Genomic DNA, 15,539 nt, shown 5'->3' with positions numbered 1-15,539 from the left:
CGAAGTGGCTGCGCGAGAAAGTGATCCACACCAACGACGCAAGTGGTAGGAGTCGAACATGGGTCTCGAGGAGAAGGTGCCGAGCGGATTTCTGCTGAGCACGGTCGAAACCCTCGCAGGATTCGCACGCAAGGGTTCGCTGTGGCCGGCGTCCTTCGGCCTCGCGTGCTGCGCGATCGAAATGATGTCCACCGCGGGAGGCCGCTACGACCTCGCACGATTCGGGATGGAAGCCTTCCGGGCGTCCCCCCGGCAGGCCGACGTCATGATCGTCGCCGGCCGGGTGAGCCAGAAGATGGCGCCGGCGCTGCGCCAGGTCTACGACCAGATGGTCGAGCCCAAATGGGTGCTCTCCATGGGGGTGTGCGCATCGTCGGGCGGCATGTTCAACAATTACGCCATCGTCCAGGGCGTCGACCATGTGGTGCCGGTCGATATCTACCTACCCGGGTGCCCCCCGCGCCCGGAAATGCTGATCCACGCGATTCTGGCGCTGCACGAGAAGATCGCGCACATGCCCCTCGGTGCCAACCGCGCCGACGCTGTGCGCGCAGCCGAGGAGGCCGCACTCTCGGCACGCCCGCTCATCGAGTTGACGGTGCCTCGGCGATGACGGGCGAACACCCCACTGAGGCCGGCCGGGAACAGATCGGCCCCGAGACCGGCAGGGAGCAGATCGATGTCCGGCGCGGCATGTTCGGTGCCCGCGACAGCGGCGACACCTCCGGGTACGGGCGCCTCGTACGGAGGATCACCCTGCCCGGCAGTTCGCCCCGGCCCTACGGCGGCTATTTCGACGACGTGGCCGACGCCCTCGACGATGCGCTCGCGCCCACCGCGGGGGAGGAATTCGCCGACGCGGTCGAGAAGATCGTCGTCTTCCGCGACGAAATGACGATCCATGTCCGCCGAGAGCATCTGCCGCACGTCGCCCTCGCCCTGCGCAACGACGCCGCGTTGCGGTTCGAACTGTGCCTGGGAGTCAGCGGGGTGCACTATCCGGAGGAGACCGGCCGCGAACTCCACGCGGTGTACGCCCTCATGTCCATCACACACAACCGGCGCGTGCGACTCGAAGTCACTGCGCCCGAGTCCGATCCGCACATCCCGTCGCTCTACGCCATCTATCCGACCAACGACTGGCACGAGCGTGAAACGTACGACTTCTTCGGGATCAGGTTCGACGGTCACCCCGCGCTGACCCGGATCGAGATGCCCGACGACTGGTCCGGGCATCCCCAGCGCAAGGACTACCCGCTCGGCGGGATCCCCGTGGAGTACAAGGGCGCCACCATCGCGCCTCCGGACGAACGGAGGGCATACAGCTGATGAGCGACACAGCAGCCACGTCCGGCGGCGCGCGTGACGACACCACCATCCTCACCGCATCCGGCCAGGACTGGGACGAGGTCGTCACGGCCGCCGCGGCGGCGGGCGAAGACCACATCGTGGTCAACATGGGCCCGCAGCACCCGTCCACGCACGGCGTCCTTCGGCTCGTCCTCGAGATCGACGGCGAAACCATCACCGAAGCGCGATGCAGTATCGGCTATCTGCACACCGGTATCGAGAAGAACGTCGAATACCGCAACTGGACGCAGGGCGTCACGTTCGTCACCCGCATGGACTATCTCGCGCCGTTCTTCAACGAGGCTGCGTACTGCCTCGGCGTGGAGAAACTGCTCGACATCACCCACCTCGTGCCCGAGCGGGCCGACGTCATCCGGGTGATGCTCATGGAACTCAATCGGATTTCCTCGCACATGGTCGCCCTCGCGACCGGAGGCATGGAACTCGGCGCCACCACGCCGATGCTGTTCGGCTTCCGCGAGCGCGAACTGATCCTCGACGTCTTCGAAACCATCACCGGACTTCGGATGAACCACGCGTACATCCGGCCGGGCGGGCTGGTCCAGGACCTCCCCTCCGACGCGGTCCCGAAGATTCGCGATCTGCTGGCGATCCTGCCCTCGAGGATCCGCGACATGGAAATGCTTCTCGACGACAACCCGATCTTCATCTCGCGCACCCGGGGTATCGGCTACCTCGACCTGACCGGGTGCATGGCGCTGGGGGTCACCGGGCCGATCCTGCGGTCGACCGGACTGCCGCACGACCTGCGCAAGGCGCAGCCGTACTGCGGATACGAGAACTACGAATTCGACGTGGTCACCGACACCGGCAGCGACTGTTACGGCAGGTACCGGATCCGGATCGGTGAAATGAAGGAGTCGCTGAAGATCGTCGAACAGTGCCTCGACCGGCTGCGCCCGGGCCCGGTGATGGTGGAGGACAGGAAGATCGCGTGGCCGTCGCAACTCACCCGCGGCAGCGACGGTCTCGGCAATTCCTTCGAGCACATCCGCCGGATCATGGGCACGTCCATGGAGGGACTGATCCACCATTTCAAGCTCGTCACCGAAGGACTGCGGGTGCCCGCGGGCCAGGTGTACGTCTCGGTCGAGTCGCCTCGCGGCGAATTGGGGGTCCACATGGTCAGCGACGGCGGCACACGGCCCTACCGGGTGCACTACCGCGACCCGTCGTTCACGAACCTCCAGGCGGTGGCCGCGATGTGTGAGGGCGGCATGGTGTCCGACGTGATCGCCTCGCTCGCGAGCATCGATCCGGTGATGGGTGGGGTGGACCGATGAGCACCGAATACGTCCACAAGGGAGACACACCCGTTCCCACCGGAGGGCAGGAACCGGTCTTCCTTCCGCTCGGGCCGCGACCGGAGGAAGACGCCGCGATCGTGCGCCCCGGTGCACGCCGGAGCTATCCCGACGACGTGCTCGCCCGGCTCGAGAAGGATGCCGCCGAGATCATCGGCCGCTACCCCCACGGCCGCTCCGCCCTGCTTCCGCTGCTGCACCTCGTCCAGGCCGAGGACAGCTACATCACGCCCGCAGGACTCGAATTCTGCGCCCGGCAGCTGGGATTGTCCGGCGCGGAGGTCGCTGCGGTTGCCACTTTCTACACCATGTACCGGCGCAAGCCCACCGGCACCTATCACGTCGGAGTGTGCACGAACGCGCTCTGCGCGGTCATGGGCGGTGACGAGATCTTCGAAGCGGTGCGGGATCATCTCGGCGTCGCCAACGGCGAGACCACCGAGGACGGTGCGGTCACGCTCGAGCACATCGAATGCAACGCCGCCTGCGATTTCGCCCCCGCGATGACCGTCAACTGGGAACTGTTCGACAACGCGTCCGTGGAGTCCGCGGTCGACCTCGTCGGCGACCTCCGTGCGGGGCGGCCGCCTCAGCCCACCCGCGGCGCCGCGCTCACGACGTTCCGCGACACCTCCCGGTTGCTCGCCGGATTCCCCGACGAACGCGACGGCGCGCTCGAAGCCGGCGGCACCGCAGGTGGCGCCTCGCTGGCCGGTCTGCGCGTCGCTCGCGATCGCGGTATGGCCGCCCCGCCGGCGCCACGCGACGGTGATGCCCGCGCCGACAGCGATCTCGGGAACGTGGGGACGGCTCTGACGCCCGTGCTCACGCGGTCCTGGGGCGACGACGAGGCGTGGACACTCGACGCGTACCGCCGTCAGCACGGTTACGAGGCGTTGCCGATCGCCCTCGGCATGGAACCCGACGCCGTGGTGTCGGCGGTCAAGGACGCGGGCCTGCGCGGGCGTGGGGGCGCGGGGTTCTCCACCGGCACCAAATGGTCGTTCATTCCGCAGGGTGACGACAAGCCCCACTACCTCGTCGTCAACGCCGACGAATCCGAGCCCGGAACCTGCAAGGACATCCCGCTCCTGTTCGCCACTCCACACGCCCTCCTCGAAGGAGCGATCATCGCGGCCTACGCGATCCGCGCGCGGCACGCGTTCGTGTACCTCCGCGGTGAGGCCGTTCCGGTACTGCGGCGGTTGCAGGCCGCTGTCGCCGACGCGTACGCCGCCGGGTACCTCGGCAACGACATCCTCGGCTCCGGATACGACCTCGATCTCGTCGTGCACGCCGGCGCCGGCGCCTACATCTGCGGTGAGGAAACCGCGCTGCTCGACTCGCTCGAAGGTCGCCGCGGGCAGCCGCGACTGCGGCCGCCGTTCCCGGCGGTCGCGGGTCTGTACGCGTGCCCCACCGTGGTCAACAACGTCGAATCCATCGCCAACGTGCCGCCGATCATCCGCAACGGAGTCGAGTGGTATCGGTCGATGGGCACCGAGAAGTCTCCGGGCTTCGCCCTGTTCTCCTTGTCCGGGCACGTCACGACCCCGGGTCAGTACGAGGCTCCGCTCGGGATCACGCTGCGCGAACTGCTCGAGTACGCGGGCGGTGTCCGTTCCGGTCACGAGCTGAAGTTCTGGACTCCGGGCGGATCGTCCACACCGATCTTCACCGCCGAGCATCTCGACACACCGCTCGACTACGAAAGTGTCGGCGCCGCAGGGTCGATGCTCGGGACACGCGCCCTGCAGATCTTCGACGACACGACGTGCGTGGTCCGGACGGTGTTGCGCTGGAGCGAGTTCTACGCCCACGAGTCGTGCGGGAAGTGCACCCCGTGCCGCGAAGGCACGTGGTGGCTCGTGCAGATCCTCGAGCGGCTCGAGGCGGGCCGGGGCACCGAAGAGGACCTCGCCACCTTGCTCGACATCTCCGACAACATCCTGGGCCGGGCGTTCTGCGCACTCGGCGACGGCGCGACGAGTCCGATCACCTCGTCGATCGGATACTTCCGCGACGAGTACCGCGCGCACGTCGAACAGGGCTGCTGCCCCTTCGATCCGCACAGCGCCACACTCGCCGCCGGCGCAGTACGCGAGGAGACTTCATGAGTTCAGCTCCAGGAACGGACCCGGTCGGCGCCGCCCCGGCGGACGATCAGGTCACCGTCACCATCGACGACATCGAAATCCGCGTTCCCAAGGGAACATTGGTGATCCGCGCGGCCGAACTCGTCGGCGTGCAGATCCCTCGCTTCTGCGACCACCCGTTGCTCGACCCGGTCGGAGCGTGCCGGCAGTGCCTGGTGGACGTCGAAGGGCAGCGCAAACCGCTCGCCTCGTGCACCACCGTGGTGACCGACGGCATGGTCGTCCGGAGCCAGGCCACCTCGCCGGTGGCGGACAAAGCGCAGCGCGGTGTCATGGAGTTGCTGCTCATCAACCATCCGCTCGACTGCCCGGTGTGCGACAAGGGTGGTGAATGCCCGTTGCAGAACCAGGCATTGAGCAACGGTCGCGCCGAATCTCGGTACATCGAAGAAAAGCGCACCTACCCCAAACCGATCGCGATCTCGTCGCAGGTGCTGCTCGACCGGGAACGCTGCGTCCTGTGCGCGCGCTGCACCCGCTTCTCGGACCAGATCGCCGGCGATCCCTTCGTCGACATGCTCGAGCGTGGGGCACGGCAACAGGTCGGCATCTACACCGAAGAACCGTTCGAATCGTACTTCTCGGGAAATACCGTGCAGATCTGTCCTGTCGGAGCGCTCACCGGCGCCGCCTACCGGTTCCGGGCGAGGCCGTTCGATCTCGTGTCCAGCCCGAGCGTGTGCGAACACTGCGCCAGCGGATGCGCACAGCGCACCGACCATCGTCGCGGCGTGGTACTCCGGCGACTCGCCGGCGACGATCCGGAGGTCAACGAGGAGTGGAACTGCGACAAGGGCCGGTGGGCGTTCGCGTACGCCACGCTGCCCGACCGGCTCACCGGTCCGCTCGTCCGCGACGAGTCGGGTGAACTCGTCCCCGCCTCCTGGCCCATGGCACTGGCGGTCGCGGCGCGCGGCCTGAAAGCCGCCCGGGGCAAGGCCGGGGTACTGGCCGGCGGGCGGCTCACCCGGGAGGACGCCTACACGTACGCGAAATTCGCCCGCGTCGCGCTCCGGACCAACGACATCGACTTCCGGTCCCGGGTCCACTCCGCGGAGGAGACCCGGTTCCTCGCCACCCGCGTCGCGGGACGCGGCATCGGTGTCACCTATCGCGACCTCGAGAACGCGCCGGTCGTGCTTCTGGTCGGTGTCGAACCCGAAGAGGAATCGCCCATCGTGTTCCTCCGGTTGCGCAAAGCCGTCCGGGCCGGGCGCACCGCGGTCTGGACCGTCGCGCCGTATGCCGGTGCGGGCGCGAAGAAAATGCAGGCCCGCGTGCTCGGCTGCGTCCCCGGCACCGAGGCGGAACTGCTCGACGCGCTGCGCTCGGGTGACCGGCAGGATGTCGACACCGACCTCCTGCGCCGCGACGGAGCACTCGTTCTCGTAGGGGAGCGTCTTGCCGGTGCCCCGGGCGGACTCACCGCCGCCGCCCGACTCGCCGACGCCACGGGTGCGCGCCTGGCGTGGATCCCGCGGCGCGCCGGGGAACGCGGCGCACTCGATGCGGGCGCGTTCCCGGCGTTGCTTCCCGGTGGCCGTGCCGTCACCGACGCCGACGCGCGGCGCGAGGTCGCGACGGCATGGAATCTGCCTTCGGCGGAAGATCTTCCGGACGTTCCCGGCCGCGACACCGCCGCGATGCTCGAGGCCACGGCAGCGGGCGATCTCGGCGCTCTGGTCGTCGCCGGGGTGGAGATCGCCGATCTGCCCGACCCGGACGCGGCGCGGGCGGCGCTCGTCGCCGCGCCGTTCGTCGTCAGTCTCGAAATGCGCCGCAGTGAGGTCACCGACCGTGCCGATGTCGTATTTCCCGTCGCGTCCGTGGCCGAAAAGTCCGGCACGTTCGTCGACTGGGAGGGCAGGGCACGACCCTTCGGAATCGCACTGCGCGAGGCCGACTCGATGCCCGACCAGCGTGTACTGCACGCGATCGCCGACGCCATGGACATCGATCTCGGTGCGTCCGACACCGCCTCGGCGCGAACCGAACTCGGCCGTGTGGGTGACCGTCCGGCACCGGACGCACCGCTTCCCGACGTCGTCCCCACCGAACGCGAACGCCCCGGACCGGGCGAAGCGGTTCTGGCCACCTGGCGGATGCTGCTCGACGCGGGACGGCTCCAGGACGGCGAGCCGAATCTCGCCGGGACCGCGCGGGTACCGGTCGTGCGGCTGTCGGAGCCGACGGCCGCCGAGATCGGTGCCCGCGACGGCGAATCGATCACGGTGTTCACCGAACGCGGTGAGATCACATTGCCGCTCGTGATCGACGCGCTCCCCGAGCGGGTGGTCTGGCTCCCGACGGCCTCGCCCGGTGCGGGCGTCCACGAACACCTCGCCGCGACGGCCGGTGACGTGGTGGGTATCCGTGCCGCGCTTCCGGATACGGAGGTACCGCAATGATCATCTCCGCCGACCGGTCCGTGCCCACAGCGCGGGAGGTCGACCTGTCGATGTTCGGGATCGACCCCTGGTGGCTCGTGATCGTCAAAGCCCTGCTGGTCTTCGCGTTCCTGGTGCTCACCACGCTCGTGCTGATCCTCGCGGAACGCAAGGTCATGGCATGGATGCAGATGCGGGTCGGACCGGACCGGGTCGGACCGAAGGGACTGCTGCAAACCGTCGCGGACGGCATCAAACTCGGTCTCAAGGAAGGCATCACCCCGAGCGGGGTGGACAAACCCCTCTACCTGCTTGCGCCCGTGCTCGCGACCGCCCCCGCGCTCATGGCCTTCGCGGTCATCCCGTTCGGTCCCGTGGTGTCCGTGTTCGGAGAACGCACGCCGCTGCAGCTGACCGACCTTCCCGTCGCCGTGCTCTACATCCTCGCCGTCACCTCGATCGGTGTGTACGGGATCGTGCTCGCCGGATGGGCGTCGGGATCGACGTACCCGCTGCTGGGCGGATTGCGTTCGACGGCGCAGGTCATTTCGTACGAGATCGCGATGGGACTGTGTTTCGCCGCCGTCTTCCTGCTCGCCGGCACCATGTCGACGTCGGGGATCGTCGCCGAGCAGACGGGGATCTGGTTCGCTCTGCTGCTGTTGCCCGCATTCCTCATCTACTGCGTGTCGATGGTCGGTGAGACGAACCGGGCGCCGTTCGACCTTCCCGAAGCCGAGGGCGAACTCGTCGGCGGGTTCCACACCGAATACTCCTCGCTCCGGTTCGCGATGTTCATGCTCGCCGAGTACGTCAACATGATCACCGTCTCGGGGCTGGCCACCACGCTGTTCCTCGGTGGCTGGCGCGCGCCGTGGCCGCTGAGCATCTGGGACGGAGCGAACACCGGATGGTGGCCGCTGCTGTGGTTCGTCGTGAAGATCTGGCTGGTGCTGTTCGTGTTCGTGTGGCTCCGGGCCACGCTGCCCCGCCTGCGATACGACCAGTTCATGGCACTGGGATGGAAGGTGCTCATCCCGATCGCCGTGGTGTGGGTGATGGTGGTCGCCGTCATCGTTCTTCTCGCCGGCGAAGGACGCCTGCCCGGCACCGCATCGCTCGTCGTCGCGGGCATCGTCGTCTCGGCGGTGTCGTTCTGGTACCTCGGGTACCGCTGGCGTCGTGCGGCCGACCCCCGAAACGACCCCGGCACCGGCACAGCCGGGCCGCCCGTCCGGCACGACCCCACGATGGGCGGATACCCGGTGCCTCCCTTGCCCGGGCAACTGCCCGCGAGTGCGCCGGCCACAACCCAGGAGGAGAGCAATGTCTGAATTCCTCGGCCCGCTCGCCGGTTTCGGCGTGACCTTTTCGACCATGTTCAAAAAGCCCAACACCGAGTTCTATCCGGAAGAAAAGAATCCGACCGCCGAGCGTTACCACGGTCGCCACCAGCTCAATCGGTACGCGGACGGACTCGAGAAGTGCATCGGGTGCGAACTCTGCGCGTGGGCGTGCCCGGCCGACGCCATCTACGTCGAGGGAGCGGACAACACCGAGAGCGAACGGTATTCGCCGGGTGAGCGATACGGACGCGTCTACCAGATCAACTACCTGCGCTGTATCGGCTGCGGACTGTGCATCGAGGCGTGCCCCACCCGCGCCCTGACGATGACCAACGACTACGAGATGGTCGACGACAACCGCACCGATCTGATCTACGACAAGGATCGCCTTCTCGCGCCGCTCCAGGACGGAATGCAGCCGGCGCCGCATCCCATGTCGCCGGGCGCCACGGACGAGGACTACTACCGCGGCACCGTCCCGCCGGTGGACGATAGCGATGCGTCGGCTCCGACGGAAGGGCAACCGTGATGGGTGCGCCGGGAACAATGCTGCTCGCCCAGGAACTCACCCGCACCTCTACCGGGGAAGGGGTGCAGTTCTGGATTCTCGCGACCGTCGCGGTGATCGGTGCACTCGGCGTCGTCGGCGCGGCGAAGGCCGTCTATTCGGCGATCTTCCTCGCGATGACCATGGTGGTGCTCGCCGTGTTCTACATCGCCCAGGGAGCGTTGTTCCTCGGTGTCGTGCAGGTGGTCGTGTACACCGGTGCCGTCATGATGTTGTTCCTGTTCGTGCTCATGCTCGTGGGCATCGACTCGTCGGACTCGCTGGTCGAGACACTGCGCGCACAGCGCGTTCTCGCCATCGCGGTGGGAATCGGCTTCGGGGTGCTGCTGATCGGCGGACTCGGAAACGCGGCGGTGACGGGCTTTGTCGGCTTCGACTCCGCCGACGCAGCCGGAAATGTCGAAGAACTCTCGGTACTGCTGTTCCTGGACTACGTCTGGGCCTTCGAACTCACCGGCGCTCTGCTGATCACCGCGACCATCGGCGCGATGGTGCTCGCGCACCGGGAACGGCTCGGGCCGCGGCGCACCCAGCGTGAACTCTCCGAGGAACGGTTCCGCAACGGCGGCCGGGTGACTCCGCTGCCCGGACCGGGCGTCTATGCCCGGCACAACGCCGCCGACGTTCCGGCGATGCTTCCCGACGGTTCGTTCGCGGACAGTTCCGTCGGTCCGCTGTTGCGGCGGATCGGGCGCGGCTGGGGGCCTGCCGATCTCGGCATCCCGGGCCCCGCGGAGCAAGGGGAGGCCCGGCCTGACCGTGACGAGGGGGAACGGCCGTGAATCCGGAGAACTATCTCTACCTGTCGGCATTGCTGTTCACGATCGGCGCCTCCGGAGTGCTGTTGCGGCGCAACGCGATCGTCGTCTTCATGTGCATCGAACTCATGCTGAACGCTGCGAATCTCGCCTTCGTCACGTTCGCGAGAATGCACGGCAACCTGCACGGTCAGGTCTTCGCCTTCTTCACGATGGTGGTCGCTGCAGCCGAAGTGGTGGTGGGACTCGCGATCATCGTCACCATCTTCCGGACTCGTCGCTCCGCCTCGGTGGACAACGCGGATCTTCTCAAATACTGACGGTCGCCCCCAAAGGACGGTGAGAGTGACGAACCACGACGCGCCGAGAGGACACAGGACATGAACTCGTTCCCCTCGTCGGCACTCTGGTTGATCCCCGCGATCCCACTGTTCGGGGCAGCGGTACTACTACTCGCGGGGCACCGCAGCGACAGGTGGGGTCACCTGCTCGGCTGCGGCACCGCACTCGTGTCGTTCGTGCTCGGCGCGGTGGTGTTCGCGCAGATGCTCGGCACGGACGCCGACGCACGCAGCACCGGGCAGACCCTGTTCGAGTGGGTGTCCGTCGGCGGGCTGCAGGTCGACTTCGGGCTCCGGATCGACCAGCTGTCGGTGTGTTTCGTGCTGCTGATCACCGGGGTGGGGGCGCTGATCCACCTCTACTCGGTCGGATACATGGCTCACGACGCCGCCCGGCGGAAGTTCTTCGCGTACCTCAACCTGTTCCTCGCGGCGATGCTGGTGCTCGTTCTCGCCGACAACTTCCTCGTCCTGTACCTCGGCTGGGAGGGCGTGGGTCTCGCGTCGTACCTGCTGATCGGTTTCTGGCAGCACAAGCCCTCCGCGGCGACGGCCGCGAAGAAGGCGTTCGTGGTCAACCGCGTGGGAGACATGGGACTGCTCGTCGCGCTCATGATCATGTTCGCCACCTTCGGCTCCCTGGACTACGACACGGTGTTCGCTGCCGTACCGGACGCGAGCGAGGGGATCGTCACCGCGCTGGGCTTGATGCTGCTGCTCGCCGCATGCGCGAAATCGGCACAGCTGCCGCTGCAATCGTGGCTCGGCGACGCGATGGAAGGCCCGACTCCCGTCTCGGCGCTCATCCACGCGGCGACGATGGTCACCGCCGGCGTCTATCTCATCGTCCGGGCGAACACGGTCTTCGAGGCCGCGCCCGCCGCGCGGCTCGCCGTGGTGATCGTCGGCGCTGCCACGTTGTTGTTCGGCGCGATCATCGGCTGCGCGAAGGACGACATCAAGAAAGCGCTCGCCGCGTCCACGATGAGCCAGATCGGATACATGGTGCTCGCCGCCGGGCTGGGACCCGCCGGATGCGTCTTCGCGATCCTGCATCTGCTCACCCACGGATTCTTCAAGGCGGGGTTGTTCCTCGGCGCAGGCTCGGTGATGCACGCGATGAACGACGAGACCGACATGCGACGATTCGGCGGGCTGCGGACGGTCATGCCCATCACCTTCGCCACGTTCGGACTCGGATACCTCGCGATCATCGGGGTTCCGCCGTTCTCCGGGTTCTTCTCCAAGGACAAGATCATCGAGGTCGCCTTCGCCGAGGGCGGTGTGGGGGGAGCCGTACTGGGGAGTGCGGCGCTGCTCGGCGCGGGGCTGACCGCGTTCTACATGAGCCGCGTCATGATCATGACGTTCTTCGGAGAACGGCGGTGGGAGGAACCCGTCGAACCGCACGAAGCACCGCGGATCATGACGTGGCCGATGATCGTGCTTGCGATCGGATCGGTGGCCGCGGGCGGTGCGCTGGTCGCCGGCGGGGCGCTCGAGCACTGGCTCGAACCGGTGGTGGGGGTCGCACCGCACGGCGGCGGGTTGCCGGTGTGGCTGGTCACGACGCTCACTCTCGCTGTGGTCGCGATCGGAGTCGCCGTGGCGTACCGGCAGTACGCGACGCGGCCGGTGCCGGAATCCGCCCCGGTCGACGTGTCGTCGTTCACGACTGCCGCCCGCCGGGACCTCTACGGCGACACCGTGAACGAAGAGGTCTTCATGCGACCCGGGCAGGTGGCGGTGAGTGCGCTCGGTGAGGTCGAAAGCCGCGGAATCGACGGCACGATCGACGGAACGGCCGCCGTCGTCGGTGGTGTGTCCCGCCGGTTGCGTCGTCTTCAGACCGGGTTCGTCCGGTCGTACGCCCTCTACATGTTCGCGGGCGCGACGATCGTCGTCGGCGCCCTGATGCTGGTGAGACTGTGATGGGGGTGAAGCGCTCGTGACCACCGTGCCCTGGCTGACGATCCTGTGGGTCCTCCCGCTGATCGGCGCAGTGCTCGTCTTTTCTCTGCCTGCCCGGATGGCCGCCGGGGCGAGGATGCTCGGGCTCGGGGTGGCTGTCGCGGTCCTGCTCGTCGGTATCGGGCTGGCTGCCGGCTTCGATCCGTCCGGTGACCGTTTCCAGTTCGTCGAATCACAGCCGTGGATACCGTCTTTCGGTTCCGGATACCGGCTCGGCATCGACGGCATCGCCCTCGTGCTCGTCCTGCTCACAGCAGCCCTGGTGCCACTGCTCATGATGGCGGGGTGGAACGACGGCCGTGACTCCGACGAACGGGACGCCGACGAACGGGATGCCCACGCTCGTGAGTCCGGCGACCGCGCAGAACGGTCACGGCCCCGCTCCGCGCACACCTATGTCGCGCTGATACTGCTCGTCGAATCGATGGTGCTGGTCTCGTTCACGGCACTGGACGTGCTGCTGTTCTACGTGTTCTTCGAGGCCATGCTCATCCCGATGTACTTCCTCATCGCGGGTTTCGGAGGCCGGGGCAGCGACCGTGGTACCCGGTCGCGCGCCGCCGTGAAATTCCTGCTCTACAACCTGCTCGGTGGTCTCGTCATGCTCGCCGCCGTGGTCGGCCTCTACGTGGTGACCGCGCGGGCGGGACTGGGCAGCGACCCCGGGTTCGGCACCTTCGACATCCGGGTGATCACCGAGGCCGCAGCGGCCGGGGACCTCGGTGTCGCACCGGTCGTACTCAACTTCCTGTTCCTCGGTTTCATGGTTGCTTTCGCGGTCAAGGCGCCGCTGTGGCCTCTGCACGGATGGCTTCCCGACGCGGCGGTGCAGGCCACCCCGGCGGCCGCGGTGCTCATGATGGCGGTGGTCGACAAGGTCGGCACCTTCGGCATGCTGCGGTACTGCCTGCAATTGTTTCCGGAAGCGTCGGTGTATTTCGCGCCCGTGGTGGTCACGCTGGCGGTCGTGGGAATCGTCTACGGCGCGATGCTCGCGATCGGCCAGACGGACGTGATGCGGCTGATCGCCTACACCTCCATCTCGCACTTCGGTTTCATCGTGCTCGGCATCTTCGCGATGACAGCGCAAGGCCAGACCGGGTCGACGCTGTACATGGTCAACCATGGCGTCTCGACCGCAGCATTGTTCCTCATCGCGGGATTCCTGGTCTCGCGCAGAGGTTCCCGTGCGATCGCCGCCTACGGCGGGGTGCAGAAGGTGGCTCCCGTCCTGGCCGGCACGTTCCTGGTCGCGGGCCTGGCGACGCTCTCGCTTCCCGGTCTGGCACCGTTCGTGAGCGAGTTCCTCGTCTTCGTCGGCACGTATCCCCGCTACCAGGCCGCCGCCGTGATCGCGACCGTGGCGCTGGTCCTCTCCGCCCTCTACATCCTGTGGCTGTACCAGCGCATGATGGGTGGCCCGGTCCGCGGCGACACGTCCGGTGACGCCGCACCGCACGGCACCCGCGTCACCGACCTGGTGCCGCGCGAAATCGCCGTGGTGGCACCGCTCATCGCTGTACTGCTGTTCCTCGGTCTCTACCCCCAGCCGGTACTCGACGTGATCACACCCGCGGTCGACGCCACGCTGATCTCCATCGACCTGGACCAACCCGAGCCGACCGTTCCGTCGGACAGTCCCGTAGCCGAGCACGGCTCGGGTGACGGCACCGAGGAAGGGGCCCACGAGTGATACTTCCCGACAGCGGAGCCGCGCTCGCACAGTCGTTGCCGGCGCCCGACATCGACTACGGCATGCTCGCGCCGATGCTGTTCGTATTCGCGGCTGCGGTCCTCGGAGTGCTCGTCGAGGCCTTCGTTCCGTCCCGGGCGCGATACGTCACGCACGTCGTACTGAGTCTCGGTGCACTGATCGCCGCACTCGTAGCGGTCGTGCTGCTGATCGGCACCCGAGGGTGGACGGTGGGCGGGGCAGTCGTGATCGACGGCGTCACGCTCTTCCTGCAGGGCTCGATCCTGGTGGTGTCGGTGCTGTCGATCGGGCTCGTCGCGGAACGCGGCGTCGAGACCGCGCCTCTCCCGGAACCCGACGGCGGGGGAGCGCCCCGGCGCACCGACGCATTCGCACCCCAAGCCGCCGCGCTGCCCGGCAGTGTCGCCGAGCGTGAGGCGACCGCGGCGGGAATCACCCGTACCGAGGTGTTTCCCCTGGCACTGTTCGCGATCGGCGGCATGCTGCTCTTTCCCGCGTCGGGCGACCTGCTCACCATGTTCGTCGCGCTCGAGGTCCTGTCGTTGCCGCTGTACCTGCTGTGCGGACTCGCCCGCCGGCGTCGGCTGCTCTCGCAGGAAGCGGCACTGAAATACTTTCTGCTCGGGGCGTTCTCGTCGGCGTTCTTCGTCTACGGAATCGCCCTCCTGTACGGCTACGCGGGCACGGTGCAACTGCCCGGGATCGCCTACGCGGTCACCGCGGGAATCGGAGACGAGACGGTCGCGCTGATCGGCGTCGGCCTGCTGTCGGTCGGGTTGCTGTTCAAAATCGGTGCGGTGCCGTTCCATTCGTGGACCCCGGACGTCTATCAGGGAGCGCCCACACCGATCACCGCCTTCATGGCCGCCGCGACGAAGATCGCCGCATTCGGTGCCCTCATGCGAGTGCTGTACGTCGCGGTGCCGGGCCTGAGCGACGACTGGCGTCCCATCCTCTGGGCCGTCGCCATCGCGACGATGCTCGTCGGGGCGGTGCTGGCGGTGACCCAAACCGACGTCAAGCGCATGCTCGCGTACTCGGCCATCAGCCATACGGGATTCGTGCTCACCGGCGTCGTGGCCTCGAACGCGGTCGGGGTGGCGGCCACCCTGTTCTATCTGTTCGTCTACGCCGTGGGTGCCGTCGGCGTGTTCGCGGTGGTCAGCCTGGTCCGCGACCCGGACGGCGAGGCGTGGGATCTGTCCCGGTGGGCCGGTCTGGGCAGGAGGTATCCCGCCCTCGGCGCGGTGTTCGCGTTGTTCCTGCTCTCGCTCGCAGGTATCCCGCTCACCAGCGGGTTCATCGCGAAGTTCGCCGTGTTCGGTGCTGCGGTCGCGGGCGGCGCGGTCCCGTTGGTGATCGTCGGTGTACTGGCCAGTGCCATCGCCGCGTACTTCTACGTCAAGGTTATCGTGCTGATGTTCTTCAACGATCCACCCGAGTCGCCACCGGAGTTCGCGGCGACGAGCACGTCCACAGGTGCGGTGGTGGCGTTCGCGGCGGTCATCACCGTTCTGCTGGGCATCATGCCTTCCCCGGTGCTCTCCCTTGCGGAGCAAGCCGTCGGATTCCTGCAATAGCGGTCCGAACGATCACCCCTGCGGCGGGTCGTGAGCCCGACGA

At 67.5% G+C, this 15,539-nt stretch carries 12 protein-coding genes; all 12 read left to right on the top strand.

Going from position 1 to position 15,539, the window contains the following annotated elements; all coding sequences use genetic code 11:
• Nucleotides 1-58 precede the first annotated feature (58 nt).
• Genes ACLQ3J_RS17995 through nuoN form a run of 12 tightly spaced genes read left to right on the top strand, consistent with a single transcriptional unit; the run spans nucleotide 59 to nucleotide 15,496 of the window.
• Nucleotides 59-613: a NuoB/complex I 20 kDa subunit family protein gene (locus ACLQ3J_RS17995; RefSeq protein ID WP_169620049.1), complete on the top strand. Its 555-nt coding sequence runs from the start codon at nucleotides 59-61 to the stop codon at nucleotides 611-613.
• Nucleotides 610-1,329: an NADH-quinone oxidoreductase subunit C gene (locus ACLQ3J_RS17990; RefSeq protein WP_422424412.1), complete on the top strand. Its 720-nt coding sequence runs from the start codon at nucleotides 610-612 to the stop codon at nucleotides 1,327-1,329. The genes ACLQ3J_RS17995 and ACLQ3J_RS17990 overlap by 4 nt, the downstream gene beginning before the upstream one ends.
• Nucleotides 1,329-2,654, top strand: coding sequence for an NADH dehydrogenase (quinone) subunit D (nuoD, locus tag ACLQ3J_RS17985; protein ID WP_425904068.1), 1,326 nt, complete (start codon nucleotides 1,329-1,331; stop codon nucleotides 2,652-2,654). Before ACLQ3J_RS17990 ends, nuoD begins: the two co-directional genes overlap by 1 nt.
• Nucleotides 2,651-4,792, top strand: a complete 2,142-nt coding sequence (gene nuoF / locus ACLQ3J_RS17980; protein WP_425904067.1) for an NADH-quinone oxidoreductase subunit NuoF — start codon at nucleotides 2,651-2,653, stop codon at nucleotides 4,790-4,792. The genes nuoD and nuoF overlap by 4 nt, the downstream gene beginning before the upstream one ends.
• A complete protein-coding gene (locus ACLQ3J_RS17975; RefSeq protein WP_425904065.1) occupies nucleotides 4,789-7,239 on the top strand; it encodes an NADH-quinone oxidoreductase subunit G in 2,451 nt (816 codons plus the stop codon). Before nuoF ends, ACLQ3J_RS17975 begins: the two co-directional genes overlap by 4 nt.
• A complete protein-coding gene (nuoH, locus tag ACLQ3J_RS17970) occupies nucleotides 7,236-8,552 on the top strand; it encodes an NADH-quinone oxidoreductase subunit NuoH (RefSeq protein ID WP_425904064.1) in 1,317 nt (438 codons plus the stop codon). The genes ACLQ3J_RS17975 and nuoH overlap by 4 nt, the downstream gene beginning before the upstream one ends.
• The gene (gene nuoI / locus ACLQ3J_RS17965; protein WP_296549699.1) at nucleotides 8,545-9,093 is read left to right on the top strand and encodes an NADH-quinone oxidoreductase subunit NuoI; all 549 of its coding nucleotides are present in this window, start codon (nucleotides 8,545-8,547) and stop codon (nucleotides 9,091-9,093) included. Before nuoH ends, nuoI begins: the two co-directional genes overlap by 8 nt.
• Nucleotides 9,093-9,914, top strand: coding sequence for an NADH-quinone oxidoreductase subunit J (locus tag ACLQ3J_RS17960; RefSeq protein WP_169620042.1), 822 nt, complete (start codon nucleotides 9,093-9,095; stop codon nucleotides 9,912-9,914). The genes nuoI and ACLQ3J_RS17960 overlap by 1 nt, the downstream gene beginning before the upstream one ends.
• Nucleotides 9,911-10,210: an NADH-quinone oxidoreductase subunit NuoK gene (nuoK, locus tag ACLQ3J_RS17955; protein WP_169620041.1), complete on the top strand. Its 300-nt coding sequence runs from the start codon at nucleotides 9,911-9,913 to the stop codon at nucleotides 10,208-10,210. The genes ACLQ3J_RS17960 and nuoK overlap by 4 nt, the downstream gene beginning before the upstream one ends.
• A 60-nt stretch (nucleotides 10,211-10,270) precedes the next feature.
• Nucleotides 10,271-12,163 carry an NADH-quinone oxidoreductase subunit L gene (gene nuoL / locus ACLQ3J_RS17950; RefSeq protein WP_296549701.1) on the top strand — a complete coding sequence of 631 codons (1,893 nt, stop codon included), beginning with the start codon at nucleotides 10,271-10,273 and terminating at the stop codon, nucleotides 12,161-12,163.
• Between the two features lie 16 nt (nucleotides 12,164-12,179).
• Nucleotides 12,180-13,895, top strand: coding sequence for an NADH-quinone oxidoreductase subunit M (locus ACLQ3J_RS17945; RefSeq protein ID WP_425904062.1), 1,716 nt, complete (start codon nucleotides 12,180-12,182; stop codon nucleotides 13,893-13,895).
• Complete coding sequence (nuoN, locus tag ACLQ3J_RS17940) at nucleotides 13,895-15,496, top strand: NADH-quinone oxidoreductase subunit NuoN (RefSeq protein ID WP_296549721.1); 1,602 nt, start codon at nucleotides 13,895-13,897, stop codon at nucleotides 15,494-15,496. Before ACLQ3J_RS17945 ends, nuoN begins: the two co-directional genes overlap by 1 nt.
• Nucleotides 15,497-15,539: the final 43 nt, after the last annotated feature.

The organism is Rhodococcus sp. DT1, from assembly GCF_049844875.1.
Taxonomy (GTDB): Bacteria; Actinomycetota; Actinomycetes; order Mycobacteriales; family Mycobacteriaceae; genus Rhodococcus.
Note: the sequence above shows the minus strand (reverse complement) of the source record. Positions and strands in the feature narration are given on the sequence as shown.